General features: G+C 73.0%; 15 protein-coding genes. 12 read left to right on the forward strand and 3 right to left on the reverse strand.

Annotation, left to right across the window (positions count from 1 at the left end):
* Positions 1 to 30 precede the first annotated feature (30 nt).
* The gene (locus ACGWYJ_RS34005) at positions 31 to 420 is read right to left on the reverse strand and encodes an ATP-binding protein (RefSeq protein ID WP_395110673.1); all 390 of its coding nucleotides are present in this window, start codon (positions 418 to 420) and stop codon (positions 31 to 33) included.
* 127 nt (positions 421 to 547) lie between these two features.
* Complete coding sequence (locus ACGWYJ_RS34010; RefSeq protein ID WP_395110674.1) at positions 548 to 1,330, reverse strand: SDR family oxidoreductase; 783 nt, start codon at positions 1,328 to 1,330, stop codon at positions 548 to 550.
* 148 nt (positions 1,331 to 1,478) lie between these two features.
* Here ACGWYJ_RS34010 and ACGWYJ_RS34015 point away from each other — a divergent pair, with 148 nt between their 5' ends.
* The 9 genes from ACGWYJ_RS34015 to ACGWYJ_RS34055 all read left to right on the forward strand — a co-directional run bounded on the left by ACGWYJ_RS34015 (position 1,479) and on the right by ACGWYJ_RS34055 (position 12,234).
* Complete coding sequence (locus tag ACGWYJ_RS34015) at positions 1,479 to 2,474, forward strand: 2-keto-3-deoxygluconate permease (protein WP_395110675.1); 996 nt, start codon at positions 1,479 to 1,481, stop codon at positions 2,472 to 2,474.
* On the forward strand, positions 2,474 to 3,619 hold the full coding sequence (locus ACGWYJ_RS34020; protein ID WP_395110689.1) for a four-carbon acid sugar kinase family protein: 1,146 nt from the start codon (positions 2,474 to 2,476) through the stop codon (positions 3,617 to 3,619). Before ACGWYJ_RS34015 ends, ACGWYJ_RS34020 begins: the two co-directional genes overlap by 1 nt.
* A 4-nt stretch (positions 3,620 to 3,623) precedes the next feature.
* Entirely contained in the window at positions 3,624 to 4,634 is a 1,011-nt protein-coding gene (gene pdxA / locus ACGWYJ_RS34025) for a 4-hydroxythreonine-4-phosphate dehydrogenase PdxA (protein WP_395110676.1), read from the forward strand.
* Between the two features lie 5 nt (positions 4,635 to 4,639).
* On the forward strand, positions 4,640 to 5,401 hold the full coding sequence (locus tag ACGWYJ_RS34030) for a DeoR/GlpR family DNA-binding transcription regulator (RefSeq protein WP_395110677.1): 762 nt from the start codon (positions 4,640 to 4,642) through the stop codon (positions 5,399 to 5,401).
* Between the two features lie 95 nt (positions 5,402 to 5,496).
* Entirely contained in the window at positions 5,497 to 6,624 is a 1,128-nt protein-coding gene (locus ACGWYJ_RS34035) for an acyl-CoA dehydrogenase family protein (protein ID WP_395110678.1), read from the forward strand.
* Entirely contained in the window at positions 6,621 to 7,610 is a 990-nt protein-coding gene (locus tag ACGWYJ_RS34040; protein WP_395110679.1) for an acyl-CoA dehydrogenase family protein, read from the forward strand. The genes ACGWYJ_RS34035 and ACGWYJ_RS34040 overlap by 4 nt, the downstream gene beginning before the upstream one ends.
* Positions 7,611 to 7,631: 21 nt before the next feature.
* On the forward strand, positions 7,632 to 9,719 hold the full coding sequence (locus ACGWYJ_RS34045) for a hydantoinase/oxoprolinase family protein (protein WP_395110680.1): 2,088 nt from the start codon (positions 7,632 to 7,634) through the stop codon (positions 9,717 to 9,719).
* The gene (locus ACGWYJ_RS34050) at positions 9,716 to 11,386 is read left to right on the forward strand and encodes a hydantoinase B/oxoprolinase family protein (protein WP_395110681.1); all 1,671 of its coding nucleotides are present in this window, start codon (positions 9,716 to 9,718) and stop codon (positions 11,384 to 11,386) included. Before ACGWYJ_RS34045 ends, ACGWYJ_RS34050 begins: the two co-directional genes overlap by 4 nt.
* Positions 11,383 to 12,234, forward strand: a complete 852-nt coding sequence (locus tag ACGWYJ_RS34055) for a TIGR03619 family F420-dependent LLM class oxidoreductase (RefSeq protein ID WP_395110682.1) — start codon at positions 11,383 to 11,385, stop codon at positions 12,232 to 12,234. Before ACGWYJ_RS34050 ends, ACGWYJ_RS34055 begins: the two co-directional genes overlap by 4 nt.
* On the opposite strand, the gene ACGWYJ_RS34060 is transcribed toward ACGWYJ_RS34055, so the two are convergent.
* On the reverse strand, positions 12,210 to 12,752 hold the full coding sequence (locus ACGWYJ_RS34060; RefSeq protein WP_395110683.1) for a hypothetical protein: 543 nt from the start codon (positions 12,750 to 12,752) through the stop codon (positions 12,210 to 12,212). The genes ACGWYJ_RS34055 and ACGWYJ_RS34060 overlap by 25 nt on opposite strands.
* 28 nt (positions 12,753 to 12,780) lie before the next feature.
* On the opposite strand from ACGWYJ_RS34060, the gene ACGWYJ_RS34065 reads away from it, so the two are divergent.
* The 3 genes from ACGWYJ_RS34065 to ACGWYJ_RS34075 all read left to right on the forward strand — a co-directional run.
* Positions 12,781 to 13,464 (forward strand): response regulator transcription factor, encoded by a 684-nt coding sequence (locus ACGWYJ_RS34065; RefSeq protein WP_395110684.1) that lies wholly within the window; start codon positions 12,781 to 12,783, stop codon positions 13,462 to 13,464.
* Positions 13,461 to 14,804 (forward strand): sensor histidine kinase, encoded by a 1,344-nt coding sequence (locus tag ACGWYJ_RS34070; RefSeq protein WP_395110685.1) that lies wholly within the window; start codon positions 13,461 to 13,463, stop codon positions 14,802 to 14,804. Before ACGWYJ_RS34065 ends, ACGWYJ_RS34070 begins: the two co-directional genes overlap by 4 nt.
* A 459-nt stretch (positions 14,805 to 15,263) precedes the next feature.
* Positions 15,264 to 15,582, forward strand: a 319-nt coding sequence (locus ACGWYJ_RS34075) for a transposase family protein (protein ID WP_395110686.1), incomplete at its 3' end; no start/stop codon positions are given.

Consider the following 15,582-nt stretch of genomic DNA (forward strand, 5'->3'; position numbering starts at 1 on the left):
CAGGTGACCAAGAGGGGGCGCGCCGTCTGATCAGACGACGGCCCAGACGACCTTGCCGTTGTTGGTGGGGCGCCATCCCCAGTCGGACGCCAGCGCGCCGACGATCATCAGGCCGCGCCCGCCGAGGGATTCGGGGTCGGAGTCCTGCTCCTCCGGGGGCTCCGGGTTGTCGTCCCACACCTCCAGCTCGACATGACCCTCGGGCTGGGGCTTCACCACGAACGTGAGGTTGCGGGAATGCCGCACCGCGTTGTCCACCAGCTCGGAGGTGACCAGGGTCGCGTCCTCCTCCAGATGGGGAACACCCCACCCTTCGAGCGCCGCCCGCAGTACCTGCCGCGCGGTGGGGACGGATCTGGGGTCGGCCTCCATGCTGAGCGCGCACTGTGGTCGACCGGCGTGTCCATCTTCCTCGATCAACAGATCGCCCTCCTGGCCGGTCGTGAGACTTGTTGACCAAGGAGCCGAAAGTAAACGGATATGCCTTAAGTAGACCGTGGATTTGCACTGGTTCGCCTTCGCCCTCGCGGCGGCGGGGCCCGGCGGCTTACGTGAAGAGCTGGCCGCCGTTGACGTCGATGGTGGCGCCTGTGGTGGAACGCGACCGGTCCGAGGCCAGGTAGAGGACGGCTTGGGCGATGTCCTCTTCGGTGGGGATGCGGCGCAGGGCCATGGCGTCGGTGTCGCGGGCCAGGATGTCCTCGTAGGTGACGCCTTCGGCGGCGGCCCGGGTGCGCATCCAGTCCTCCAGGACGTCGCTGGCGATCCAGCCGGGGGCGACGCAGTTGACGCGGATGCCGGACGGGCCCAGCTCGTCGGCCAGGCAGTGCGAGAGCAGGTGGACGGCCGCCTTCCCGGCGGCGTAGTCGCTGCGGCCCGCGTAGCCGGTGCGGCTGGACATCGAGGTGATGTTGACGATGGAGCCTCCGGCGGTCATGAGCGGCGCGAGGTAGCGGCAGGCCAGGAGGGTGCCGTACGCGGCGATCTCGACGGACGCGCGCCACCGTTCCAGGTACGCCTCGTCCATGTCCAGGACGTTCTTGCGATGGGAGCCGGGGAAGGCGGCGTTGACCAGGACGTCCACCCGGGGGAAGCGGGCCGCGACCGTGTCGGCCAGGCGGCGTACCTGGGCGGGCTCGCCGACGTCGGTGGGGACGGCGAGCGCGGTGCGCCCGCACGCCTCCACCTCGCCGGCGATCGCGGCGAGGGTCTGCTCGGTACGGGCGGCCAGGACGAGGTCGGCGCCCTCGCGGGCCAGGAGGGCGGCGAGCGTGCGGCCGAGCCCGGGACCGGCGCCGGTGATGACCGCGGTCTTGCCCTGCAGGTTCATGGGCGGAGCGTACCAAGCGATTGGTTGGGATACTGCTTGCGTATTCTGCGCATGAAGGTGTTGATTTGCGTGAAACGCGCAGTAGCATGACCGTACTTCGGGGGAACGAGCAGGTCCCAGCGATGGGGCCATGGGTACGGAGTGTGCGATGCAGATCCCGATCAAGAAGAGCGTGGAGCGGATCCCCGGCGGCATGATGATCATTCCGCTGCTGCTGGGCGCGGTGATCCATACGCTCTTCCCCTCGGCCGGCGACTACTTCGGGTCGTTCACCGGCGCCCTGTTCAGCGGGGCGCTGACGATCCTCGCCGTGTTCTACGTGTGCATGGGCGCCGGCATCGACGTGCGGGCCACGCCCTACATCGTCAAGAAGGGCGGGGCGCTGTTCGCCGCCAAGGTGGCCGCCTCGATCATCGTCGGCGTCGTCCTGGGGCACTTCCTGGGCGAGCTGCCGGTGAGCGGCGGGATGTTCGCCGGGCTGTCCACGCTGGCCGTGGTGGCGGCGATCAACGACACCAACGGCGGGCTGTACATGGCCCTGATGGGACAGTTCGGCAAGCCCAAGGACGTGGCCGCCTACTCCATCATGACGATCGAGTCCGGGCCGTTCCTCACCATGGTGACGCTGGGCGTGGCCGGGCTGTCGGCGTTCCCCTGGCAGACGATGGTCGGCGCGCTGCTTCCGCTGCTGATCGGCGCGATCCTCGGCAACCTGGACCATGACCTGCGCAAGTGGCTGGGCGGGGCGACGCCGATCCTGATCCCGTTCTTCGCCTTCGCGCTCGGCGCCGGCATCGACCTCACCAGCGTCTGGACGGCCGGGCTGCTGGGCCTGGGCCTGGGCGTCGCGGTGGTCCTGTTCAGCGGCACGCTGCTGTTCACCGCGGACCGGCTCACCGGCGGCAACGGCGTGGCCGGGCTGGCGGCGGCGTCCACGGCCGGCAACGCGGCCGCGGTGCCCGCCATCGTGGCCAGCGCGAACCCGGCCTACAAGGCCGCCGCGGCGCACGCGACCGTGCTGGTGGCGGCGTCGGTCGTGGTGACGGCGATCCTCGTCCCGATCGTGACGGCCTGGTGGGCGCACCGCGTCCAGGGCGATGACGACGACGCGGCCGCGCGCGAGGCGGCGGAGACGACCGCGTGATGGAGATCCTGATCGTCGCGGACGATCTCAGCGGGGCGGCCGACGCCGCGGTGCCGTTCGCGGCGCGGATGAGCACCGCCGTGGCGCTCGGCGAGACCTGGCCGGACGCGCGGGTCGTGGCCGCCGACACCGACAGCCGGTACGCGCCCGAGCACGTCGCGGTGGCGCGGGTCGCGCACGCGGTGAAGCGCGGGCGCGAGGACGGCGCGCGGATCGTCAAGAAGATCGACTCCACGCTGCGGGGGAACGTCGGCGCCGAGATAGCGGCGGCCGCGGGCGAGGGCGTCCTCGCCGTGGTCGCCCCGGCGTTCCCCGCGACGGGACGGACCGTCGCCGGCGGCATCGTGCGGGTCGGCGGCGAGCCCCTTCCCGAGCGCCGGCACGGCGGTGACGTGGCCGCGCTGCTCGCGGAGGCCGGACTGCGGGCCGAGCGCATCGGGCTGGACGCGGTCCGCGGCGGCGCGCTGGATGCGCGTTTCGCGCAGGCCGCGCGCGACGGCGTGGACGCCGTGGTGTGCGACGGCGAGACCGACGACGACCTGACGGCGGTGTGCGAGGCGCTCGGCGACGGGATGCTGCTGGCCGGATCCGGCGGTGTCACGGCGGCGCTGGCCCGCACGCTGGGGCCGGCGCGCCCGCCCAGGATCCCGCCCCCGGACGGGCCCGCGCTCATCGTGGTCGGCAGCTACTCGGAGACGGCCCGCGCACAACGCGCGAAGCTGATCGCGGACGGCTGGACGGCGGTGACCCTGGCCCCCGGCGAGACCGACCCCGCCAGGGCGGTCGAGGCCGTCAGGGCGGCCTTCGGCGCGGGCGCCGACGTCGTCCTGTCCGTCGATCCCGACGCGCCGGTCGAACGTGACAGGGCGCTCGCCACCGCCCGTTCGCTGGCGGCCGTGACGGTGGGCGCCGCCGAGAAGGCGGGCGTGCTGCTGGCCACCGGGGGCGAGACCGCGCGGGCCATCCTGCTGGAGATGGGCGCCGGCGAGCTGTGGCCGGTGGGGGAGCCGGAGCCCGGTGTCGTGGCCGCGCGCACCAAGCCGGGGGCGGGGACGTTGTTCATCACGAAGGCGGGCGGCTTCGGCGTTCCCGAGACGCTGGCGCGCGTTCTGCACGCCGTCCGCAACGACCAGGGGAGTGAGTGAAGGCATGGAACGCCCGATCGTCGGGATCACGATGGGGGACGCGGCGGGCGTCGGGCCGGAGGTCGTCGTCCGGGCGCTGGCCGACCCGGAGGCGCACCGGATCAGCCGGCCCGTGGTGATCGGCGACGCCGCGCGCCTGCGCGAAGCCGCGGAGATCGTCGGTGAGCGGGTCACGGTGAACGCCGTGGACGGCCCGGAGGACGCGCTCTTCCGGCACGGGACGATCGACGTCGTCGACCTCGCCTGCATCCCGGACGACCTGCCGTTCGGGCGGCTGAGCGCGGTGGCGGGCGAAGGGGCGTACCGCTTCATCGAGCGGGCGGTGGAGCTGGCGACGGCGCGCCGCATCGACGCGATCTGCACGGCGCCGCTCAACAAGGAGGCGCTGCACGCGGCCGGGCACCGCTTCCCCGGGCACACCGAGCTGCTGGCCGAGCTGACCGGCACCGAGGAGGTGTCGATGATGCTCAGCGCGCCCGAGCTGAAGGTGATCCACGTGACCACCCACATCGGGCTGGTGGACGCGGTCCGCCGCATCGACCCCGGCCTGGTGGAGCGGACGGTGCGGCGCGGGCACGCCACGCTGGTCGGGTCCGGCGTCGCCGAGCCGCGCATCGCGGTGTGCGGGATCAACCCGCACGCGGGGGAGAACGGGCTGTTCGGCCAGGGCGAGGAGGAGGAGAAGGTCGTCCCGGCGATCGAGCGGCTGCGCGCCGACGGCATCGACGCGCGCGGCCCGCTGCCCGCCGACACGGTGTTCTTCCGCGCGGTGCGGGGCGACTTCGACCTGGTGGTGGCGATGTACCACGACCAGGGCCACGGGCCGGTGAAGGTGCTGGGCCTGGAGGCCGGGGTGAACATCACCGTGGGCCTGCCGGTGATCCGCACCAGCGTCGACCACGGGACGGCGTTCGACATCGCGGGCACCGGTACCGCCGGCCACGAGAGCATGCTGGAGGCGCTCCGCCAGGCCGTCGATCTCGCCCCCGCCCGAGAGGGACAAGGGGGACAATAGCCCCTGTGAAAGCCGAGGAACGCCGCGCCAGGATCGCCCGCATCCTGCGGGAGCAGCCGGTGCGGGTGGAGGAGCTGGCCGGACGGTTCGAGGTGTCCCCGTCCACCATCCGGCGCGACCTGGCGACGCTCAGCGACGAGGGCGCGGTCGTGCGCACGTACGGCGGCGCGCTGTCGGCGGCCCCGGGCGAGCAGTCCCTGCACGAGCGGGAGCGGCTCGCCCTGGCGCAGAAGGCGGCGATCGCCAAGGCCGCCGAGAGCCGGGTGCGGCCGGGCGCGGTGCTGCTCCTGGACGCGGGGACCACGGTCGGCGCGCTGGCCGAGCGGCTGGCGTCCTGGTCGGGGATCACGGTGGTCACCAACGGGCTGACCACGCTGGACGCGCTGGCCGACAGCGAGGGCGTGGAGCTGGTCTCGCTCGGCGGCGCGGTGCGGCACGTCAGCCTCGGCATGATCGGCCCGATCGCGGAGGGCGCGCTGCGCGGGATCACGGCGGACGCGGTGTTCCTGGGCGCGGACGGGGTGGTGGCCGGTCGCGGGGTGTGCGAGGGGACGGCGGAGCAGGCGTCCTTGAAACGGCTCATGGTCGAGCAGGCCCGCGAGGTGTTCGTCCTGGCGGACGCGAGCAAGCTGGGCCGGGCCGACAGCCACTGGTGGACGCCGCTGGACCGGCCGTGGACGCTGATCACCGACTCCGGGGCCGCCGAGGACGACCTCGCGCCGTTCCGGGAGCGCGACGAGGTCACCGTGGTGGTCGCGGGACCCTGACGGGGAGGGACGGGGCCTGGCCGGGCTTGCCCGGTGGCGGTGCGGGCGGCTAGCGTACCAAGCGATCGCTAGTTTGGTTCGCACCCGGAGGCCGTGTGGATCTCACCTTCACGCCGCGGCAGCGCGCGTTCCGTGCCGAGGTGCGGGAGTGGCTCGCCGCCCATGTCCCCGCAGACCCCCTGCCCTCGATGGACACCGCCGAGGGCTTCGAGCGGCACCGCGCGTGGGAGCGCACGCTGGCCGAGGCGCGCCTGTCGGCGGTGTCGTGGCCCGAGGAGTACGGGGGACGCGGCGCCGGCCTCGTCGAATGGCTGATCTTCGAGGAGGAGTACTGGGCCGCGGGCGCCCCCGGCCGGGTGAGCCAGAACGGGATCTTCCTGCTCGCCCCGACCCTCATGGCCTACGGGACGGACGAGCAGAAACGGCGCCACCTGCCCCGCATGGCCCGCGCCGACGACATCTGGGCGCAGGCGTGGTCGGAGCCCGAGGCCGGCAGCGACCTGGCCGCCCTGCGCGCCACGGCGACGCGCGACCCGGGCGGGGACGGCTGGCGCCTCAACGGCCAGAAGACCTGGAGCTCGCGGGCGGCGTTCGCCGACTGGTGCTTCGGCCTGTTCCGCACCGACCCCGGCTCCGAGCGGCACCGCGGCCTGACCTACTTCATGCTGCCGCTGGACAGCGAGGGCGTCACCGTCCGGCCGATCGCCCAGCTCGACGGCGAGCACGGCTTCGCCGAGATCTTCTTCGACGACGTGCGCGTCCCCGACGACGGGGTGCTCGGCGGCGTCGGCGAGGGGTGGCGGGTCGCGATGGCCACCACCAGCTCCGAGCGCGGCCTGACGCTGCGCAGCCCCGGCCGGTTCATGGCCACCGCCGACCGCCTGCTGGAGCTGGCGTCCGGCAGCGACGACCCGGCGCTACGGGACGCGGCGGCGCAGGCATGGTGCGACAGCGACGCCTACCGCCTGCACACCTTCCACGCGGCCGCGCGCATCGCCGAGGGCGCCGAGCTGGGCGCCGACTCCAGCCTGATGAAGGTCTTCTGGTCGGAGCTGGACCTGCGGATGCACGAGCTCGCCCTCGACCTGCTCGGCCCGCGCGCCCCGCTCGCGGGCCCGTGGCTGGACGGCTTCCTGTTCGCGCTCGCCGGACCCATCTACGCGGGGACGAACGAGATCCAGCGCAACATCATCGCCGAGCGCGTCCTGGGGCTGCCGCGATGAGGTTCTCGTTCACCGCCGACCAGCGGCTGCTGGCCGAGACCGTCCGCGAGGTGCTCGGCAAGACCTGCCCGCCCGAGGCCGTCCGCGCCTCGGCCACCGGGGATCGTCCGGGCCCGGCGTGGCGCGCGCTCGCCGAGGTGGGCCTGCTCGGCGCGCACATCGCCGAGGAGCACGGCGGGCTGGGGCTGTCCCCGGTCGACACCGTCCTCGCCTACGAGGAGACCGGCTGGTTCGCGGTGCCGGGCCCGCTGGTCGAGACGGCCGTGGCGGCTCCGGTCCTCCTGCGGGACGGCGGGACCGCCCGGCTGGAGGAGATCGCCGCGGGCACGCTCGTGGTGTCGGCCCGTCCGGCGGACGCGCCCGCCTTCCCCGACGCCGACCTCGCCGGGCTCCTCCTGGTCGCCGGGCCGGAGGACGAGGTGTCGATCATCGAGGAACCGGTGCTGACCAGGCACGACTCGGTGGACGCGACCCGCCCGCTCTTCACCGCCGCCTCATCCGGGCCCACCCGGTCGGCCCGCGGGCGCGCGGCGTTCGACCACGCGGCGCTGGCGACGGCCGCGCAACTGCTCGGCCTCGGCCGCAGGCTGCGCGAGGACGCCGTCGGGTACGCGAAGCAGCGGCGGCAGTTCGGTAAGGTCATCGGCTCCTTCCAGGCGGTCAAGCACCTGCTCGCCGACGTCGCGGTGGGCCTGGAGTTCGCCGCCCCGCTCGTCTACCGGGCGGCGTACTCGCTGAGCCATGACGCGCCCACTGCGTCCCGGGACGTGTCCATGGCCAAGAACGCGGCGAGCCAGGCCGTACACCGCGCCGCGCGCACCGCCCTCCAGGTGCACGGCGCGATCGGCTACACCGACGAACTCGACCTGCACCTGTGGCTCAACCGGGTGTGGGCGTTGCGTGCCGCGTGGGGCGATGAAGGGTTTCACAGGACTCGGCTACGCGCCGCCCTGTTCAACGGGGCCCGGCCTGCGCGCATGCCATAGGGCCATAGGGGAGGAACATATATGGGCATCACCCTCGCCAGCGATGTCGGCGGCACGTTCACCGATGTCGTTCTCACGGCGACCGATGGGCGCGTGCAGGTAGCGAAGACCCTCACCACCCCGGACGATCCGACAACCGGGCTGCTGCGCGGCGTGGAGCAGGTGCTCGCGGCCACCGGTGTGCGACCGCAGCAGGTAGAGCGGTTCGTTCATGCGACCACGCTCGCGACCAACGTCATCCTTGAGCGGACGGGCGTCCCGGTGGCGTTCATCACCACGGAAGGCTTCCGCTCCATGCTCGCCCTGGGACGGCAGGCGCGGGTGGAGGAGGAGCGGTACGACCTGGCGTACGAGCGTCCCGAGCCTCCCGTTCCCTTGTCGCACACCTTCGCCGTGCCGGAACGCATCGCGGCCAACGGCGAGGTGCTGCGGCCCCTGGACGAGGAGACCGCCGCCCGCATCGCCTCCGACATCGCCGAGCTGGAAGTGGAGGCCGTGGCCATCTGCCTGCTCCACTCCTACGTCAACCCCGTCCACGAGCAACGCCTGGCGGAAATCGTCCAAGCCGCGCTGCCGGAGGGCACCACCGTGGTGACCTCCTCCTCGGTCTGGCCGGAACTGGGAGAGTACGAGCGCGCCACCACGACCCTCATGTCGGCCTATGTGGGGCCGGTCATGGCCTCGTACCTCCGGCGACTGGGGCGGCGCCTGCGGGACCTGGGCATCACGGCCCCCGTGCACGTGATGGAGTCGGCCGGAGGCGTGCTGCCCGCCACGCTCGCGGCGTCCCGTGCCGTCTACACGATCGAGTCCGGACCCGCCGCAGGGGTCATCGCCGCCGCCCGTGAGGGCGCGCGGCGCGGCCTGGCCGACCTCATCTCCTTCGACATGGGCGGCACGACCGCCAAGGCGGGCCTGGTACGCGGCGGCCGTCCAGGCATCACCCACGAGTTCCAGGTCGGAGGCAAGGGCAGCTATGGCGGGCGCCGCCCCGGCACCGGCGTCCCCATCAAGGTGCCCGCGATCGACCTGGCCGAGGTCGGTTCCGGCGGCGGGTCCATCGCGTGGGTCGAGACGGGCACGCTGAGGGTCGGGCCGCGTTCTGCGGGCGCCGACCCCGGTCCCGCCTGCTACGGACGCGGCGGTGAGTACCCGACCGTGACCGACGCCAACCTGGTCCTCGGCTACCTCGCGCCAGACGGCTTCGGCGAGTTCACGCTGTCGGAGGATAAGGCGCGCGCCGCCATCGAAGAGCATGTCGCCCGTCCACTGAACGTGGACGTGATCGAGGCGGCGGCCGCCATCCACGACATCGCCAACGCGCAGATGGGCGCGGCCGTGCACGTGGTGACGGTACGACGCGGCATCGACCCGCGTGGCTTCACCCTCGTCGCCCTAGGAGGAGCCGCGCCCACCCATGTGGCACGCCTGGCCGAGCGGTTCGGCATCTCACGCGTCCTCGTCCCGCCCAAGGCCGGGGTCGGATCGGCCGTAGGGCTGTTGCACGCCGACCTCGCCATCGAACGCGCCAAGACCTTCCTCGCCCCCGTGAACCATCTCCTGTCCTGCTCGGAGAGCCGTGACGCACTGGGCGAACTGACGGAGGTCTTCGAGGAACTGGAACGCGCAGCGCTCGCCGACCTGGAGACGGACAAGGCCGAATGCATCCGGGCCGTGGGCATCCGCTTCATAGGCCAAGCCCACGCCTTCACCATCGAGCTGCCGACAGGCCCCATCACCCCCGGGACACTGCGGCACGCCACAGACGAGTTCTACAAGCGCTACCACGAGTCGTACGGCATCGAGCTGCGCGACCCGGCCGAACTCACCACCGCCCGCGTCCGCGCCGTCCTCCCGGCAGGCTCGCAGGGCCCGCCTCCGTCCGCGCCGCCACCCGGTTCGTCCGGCACGACCGGGACGCGCCGCGTGTGGCTGGACGGCGCGATGCACGAGATCCCCACCCTCGCGCGGGACGCGTGCGCGCCGGGCGACACACCGTCCGGCCCCTGCGTCATCACCGAACCGCAATGCTCCCTGCTGATCCCGCCCGGCTGGCACGGCACCGTCGACGACCACGGCGCCATCGTCCTTGAGAGGAGCACGGCGTGAGCACGAGCGAAGCCAAGGCCCGCCAGGAGGCGCCACGCGGCGCGGGGGGCGACGCCGACCTGACCGCCGAGATCCTGCGCAACGCGCTGTGCGTCGCGGCGGAGGAGGCCAGCATCGTGGTGGTCCGCTCCGCGTACTCGACGTTCATCGTCGAGGGGGCGGACGCCGCCGCCGCGATCCTGGACGCGGACGGGCGGCTCATCGCCCACTCCCTGTCCACCGCCCTCATCCAGTGCGCCAGCCTGCGCAGCGCCCTCCCGTACGTGATCAAGGCGCATCCGCTCCGCACCATGGCGCCCGGCGACGTGTTCGTCGTCAACGACGTCTACCAGGGCGGGATCCACGCCAACGACCTGCTGGTCTTCCGTCCCGTCTTCATGGACGGGGAGCCCCGCTACTTCACCGGGACGCTCATCCACGTGGCCGACCTGTCGGGACTGTCGGCGGGCGGGATGGCCTCCGACGCCACCGACGTGTACCTGGAGGGCCTGCAACTCCCGCCCGTCCGGATCGCCACCGCCGACGGCCTCGTGGACGACCTGGTCCGTGTCCTGGCCGCCAACAGCCGTACCCCCGAGAAGCTCGTGGGCGACCTGCGCGCGCTGATCGCCGGGGTCAACGTCGCCGCCCGGCGGCTGGAGGAGATCGCCGAATCCCACACCCCGGCCGGGCTCGCGCGGGGCATCGACGCCTACCTCGCGCACACCGAGCACCGCATGCGCACCGGCCTGGCCGCGCTCCCGCAGGGCACGCACCACGGCGAGTACCGGCTGGACAGCGGGCACACGATCCGGGTGGCGGTGACCGTCGACGGCTCCGGCGGCATCGTGGTCGACTTCGACGGGGCCGACGAGCAGGTGCCGCACCCCATCAACTCCGGGTTCTCCCAGACGCACGGCGGCGTGATGTACGCGGTGCGCTGCTTCGTCGACCCGTCCCTGCCGATGAACGAGGGCTGCTTCGCGCCGGTCGACGTCCGGATGCCCGCGGGCTCGCTGGTCAACTGCACTCCCCCGTACCCCGGCGGCGGCCGGTTCGGGACGGTCGCGGCGGCGGAGGAGGCCATCTTCGCCGCCCTGACCAGCGCGTCCCCCGGCAGCGGCGGAGTCGCGGCGTCCGGCATCCTTCAGGCGTTCAGCATCAGCGGGGCGCGCCGGCCGTGGCTGCACATGTCGTTCGACCTGGGCGGCATGGGCGCGCGGGACGGGTACGACGGCCCCGACGCGACGGGCGCCCTGTTCGGCGGCGGGCGCAACATCATCCCGCAGGCCGAGCCCATCGAGGCGCGGCTGCCCGTCAGGATCGAGGAGGTCTCCCTCATCCCCGGCTCCGGCGGCGCCGGGCGCCACCGCGGCGGGCTCGGCACCCGCACCGTGATCCGCATGCTGGACGACGCCCGCGTCGACACCCGGGGCGACCGGCTGCTGCGACCGCCACCGGGCGCGGCGGGCGGCGAGCCGGGACGCGCCGGCGGCTACTACCGCGAACGCCTGGACGGGACGCGCGAACCGCTCGGCGCCAAGGCCACCCGCCAGCCCCTCGCCGCGGGCGAGGCCCTGGTCGTCGAGACGTCCGGCGGTGGCGGGTACGGCGACCCGGCCGAACGCGACCCCGAGGCGATCCGGCGCGACCTGGCCGACGGCCGTGTCACCGGGGAGGACGCGTGAAGTTCGGTGTCCCGCTGGGGCTCGTCCACCCGGGAATCTGGCGGGACCTCGCCGTGGAGGCGGACCGGCTCGGGTTCGAGTCGGTGTGGCTGCCCGAGCACCTGGTCTTCGCGACCGACCTGTCCACCGCCGTGTACCCGGGAACCGACCGTCCCGGCATCAAGCCGGCGACGCCGCTGTTCGACGCGCCCGCCTACCTGTGCGCCATCGCCGCCGTCACGAAGCGCGTACGGCTCGGCACCGCCGTCTACCTCTACGCGCTGCGGCACCCGTTCGTGGCCGCGCGCGCGTTCGCGACCCTCGACCACGTCTCCGGCGGCCGGGCGATCGCCGGGATCGGCGCCGGCTGGTACGAGGGGGAGTGGCGGGCCGCCGGGATCGACTTCGCGACGCGCGGGCCCCGGCTGGACGAGGCGATCACGGTCTCCCGGCGCCTGTGGACGGAGGACGCCGTCGAGCATCACGGCGAGTTCTTCGACTTCCCCGAGGTCGCGTTCGAGCCCAAACCCGTCCAGGAACGCCTCCCGATCATCGCGGGCGGCGAGTCCAAGGCCGCGCTGCGCCGCGCCGCGACCCTGTGCGACGGCTGGATCAGCATGCCGCAGAACCTGGAGACCATCGGGCCCCAGCTGGACCGCCTGCGCGCGTACCGGAAGGACGCGGGACGGGAGGACGAGCCGTTCGAGATCACCGTCCACGCCTACGAGCTGTCCGGCCCGGACGAGGTCGCCGAATGGGAGGCGCTGGGCGTGGACCGGCTGATCGTGCGGCCGTGGCGGCGCACCGGCGAGGCCCTCCAGCGGCTCGGCGACTTCGCCGCCGCCTACCGGTTGCCGCGGTACTCGTAGATCCTCACCGTGGGGCGGCCGTCGTGCCAGGTGGCGATCACCGAGGAGGAGCGGTCGTCGTCGATGAAGTCCACCCGCAGCCAGCCATGGTTGCCCCACACCCGCGTCTCGTACCCGGGGTTCGGCGTCGCCGACACCAGCCGCACGCCGCGCCGCCTGCCCTTGTCGCAGATCGCCAGCACCGCCCGGCCACCGCGGGTGGAGAAGCCCCGGATCTCGGCCTGCCGCTCGTGGTCCTCATCGTGGGCGGCCCTGCGGTCGCGGGACGGTGAGGGCGAGGGCGACAGGGTCTCCGAGGCCGACTGGTCGTCTCCGGCGCCGTCCCGGGCCGCGGGAGTGCCGACGCTGCCCGGCGGCGTGGACGGGCTGGCGTAGATCACCGGGCCTGACCAGGGCTCCGGCGCCGCACGGTCGAAGATCGCGCCGCGCACGACGTCCCGTACGCCCAGCCAGGAGAGCGCGACGGCCGCCGTCGTCACGATCAACCAGGGGGCAACGTACGACATTGCGCCACGCATGGCCCACATCGTGGCATACGGTGCGGGCATGTCGAGTGTGCTCGTGGTGGAGGACGACCCGAACGTCCGGACGGCCCTCATCCGTGAACTCAGCGCACGGTCGCACGTGGTGCGCAGCGTCGGGACCGCCATGGACGCCCTGAGAGAGGTCACCCAGTCGCCTCCCGACGTGGTGATCCTCGATCTCGGACTGCCCGACCTGGACGGCGCCGAGGTGCTGAAGATGCTCCGCGGCATCTCCGACGTGCCGGTGATCATCGCGACCGCGCGGGACGACGAGCCCGAGATCGTCCGGCTGCTCAACGCGGGCGCCGACGACTACCTGATCAAACCGTTCTCCGCCGAGCATCTCAGCGCCCGGCTGGCCGCCGTGCTGCGCCGCTCGTCCCGGTCCGGGCCCACCGCGGAGATCCGCGTCGGCGGCCTGCACATCGACCTGGACCGGCGCGAGGCCGCCTTGGACGGCGCCCCGCTGGAACTCACCCGACGCGAGTTCGACCTGCTCGCCTACCTCGCCGCCCGTCCCGGACGGGTCGTGGCGCGCCGCGAGCTGCTCGCCGAGGTGTGGCGGCAGGCGTACGGCGACGACCAGACCATCGACGTGCACCTGTCCTGGTTGCGCCGCAAACTCGGCGAGACCGCCGCCTCCCCCCGCTACCTGCACACCGTCCGCGGAGTCGGGGTCCGCCTCGCCGACCCGGACAAGACATGAGACGTACGCTCGTCCTGGTCTCGCTGGCCGTCACCTCGATGGTCGCGCTGGCCTTCCTGATCCCGCTGGCGCTGACCGTGCGGGAGATCGCCCGCGACCGGGCCCTCACCACCGCCGAACGGCAGGCCAGCGCGCTCGGCCCGGTCCTGGTCGTCACCGAGGACCCGGGCGCCCTCGAACGGGCCGTCCTCAGCACCACGGCCGGCGCGGCCCGCCGGATGGCCGTCCACATGCCCGACAACACCGTCGTCCCCCAGGGGCCGCGCAGCGGGTCCAGGGCCCGGCTCGAACAGATCACCGAGGCGGCCCGCCGCGGCCGCTCCTACACCACCAAGGTCGAGGGCGGCCACGTCCTGCTCCAGCCCGTCTCCCTCGACGCCGGCCGCACCGCCGTCGTCGAGGTCTTCATCCCCGACGAGGACCTGACCCGCGGCGTCACCAGCGCCTGGCTGGTCATGACCGCCGTCGCCGCCGCCCTGGTGGCCGGCTCCGTCGCGGTCGCCGACCGGCTCGGCGCCCGCATGATCCGCTCCACCCGCCGGCTCGCCGAGGCCGCCGCCGCGTTCGGCGAGGGCGACCTGCGCGTCCGCATCGACCCCGACGGCCCGCCCGAGCTGATGGAGGCCGGCCTGGCGTTCAACGCCATGGCCGACCACGTCGTCCAGCTCCTGGCCGCCGAACGGGAGATGGCCGCCGACCTCTCGCACCGCCTCCGCACCCCCCTGGCCGCGCTCAGGCTCAACGCCGAGGCGCTGGGCAACGGCCCCGTCGCCGACCAGACCCGCGAGGCGGTCAGCCGCATCGAGCAGGAGGTCGACCAGATCATCCGCACCGTCCGCAAACCCACCGCGCGCGGCAGCTGCGACGCCTCCAAGGTCCTGCGGGAACGCGTCGCGTTCTGGTCGGTGCTGGCCGAGGACGAGGGCCGCTCCTGCGAACTCATCGGCGCCGACGAGCCCGCCCCCCTGCCCATCCCCGCCACCGAGCTGGCCGCCGCGCTGGACGCCCTCCTCGGCAACGTCTTCCGTCACACCGCCGAGGGCACCGACTTCGCCGTCACCCTCCACGTCGGCAAGGGCCTCACCGGCATCCTCGTGGCGGACGCGGGCCCCGGCATCTCCGACCCCGAGGCCGCGTTGAAACGCGGCAGCAGCGGCGGCGGCTCCACCGGCCTGGGCCTCGACATCGCCCGCCGCGCCGCCGAGGCCACCGGCGGCCACCTCCGCATCCACCGCTCCGTCCTGGGCGGCGCCCAGATCCAGATGTGGTTCCGCACCAAGTGGCTCCCACCCCAACGCCGCTCCCGCCGCCTGGTCCGCCGCCGCCACTCCCGCCTCTGACACCCAGCCCAGAGTGATCCAGGCTCCCGCTTGACCCGGGCCCGGCCGCCTTCGCGGATTAGCGCGTCGTGCAGTTCCGCGGCGGTGGAGCCGATGACGGTCGGATCCACTCCGGCCGCGGGATCGTGCAGCGTAGCCACCCAGTCGCCCAGCCGTCCGTCTGATCGGACCAACCGCCAGATCCGGTGCCCGTTGAACACCTCGCGAAGTTCCGCGAGTTTCGCGCTCTTCATTGCTGAAAACACTCCTCGTCGCCCGGTCTCGCTTGCGAAATGACCTGACCAGCCTGACGAATCGGATCACCCTCGGCTACGGATCGATCTCAAGCCGTCAACAGGTGATCGGAGCCCTCTTTCAAGGCGTCTGTGAGGCATACGTTCGAGGCGTTGTTGATCACAGGACTTCTGCAGACGGAAGATTACGCGCGTGCGGTGTTGCTGACAGTCCAGCGACCCGAGGATGTTGGATCCCCATGGCGATCTGATCTGGCCCTCGCCCGCCCTGCCGGGCTCGGTGCACGACCTGACCGCGGCCCGCAAGCACGGCATCATCGACCACCTGACCTTCTGGGCGATCGTCGGCTACGCCGACAAGGAGTACATCGGCGCAGGCGGCGCGATCAGCACCCCTTACAAGCGCAAGAAGCGCTGCAATCCGGGGAAACGCAAGAAGCTGTTCAACCGGTACCACGCCAAGGTCCGCGCCGTGGGGGAACGCGGCGCCGCCACCCTCAAGGACTGGCACATCCTGCGCAAGGCCCGCTGCTCACCCAGCCGCC

It is taken from the genome of Actinomadura sp. SCN-SB (genome assembly GCF_043906805.1).
GTDB lineage: Bacteria > Actinomycetota > Actinomycetes > Streptosporangiales > Streptosporangiaceae > Spirillospora.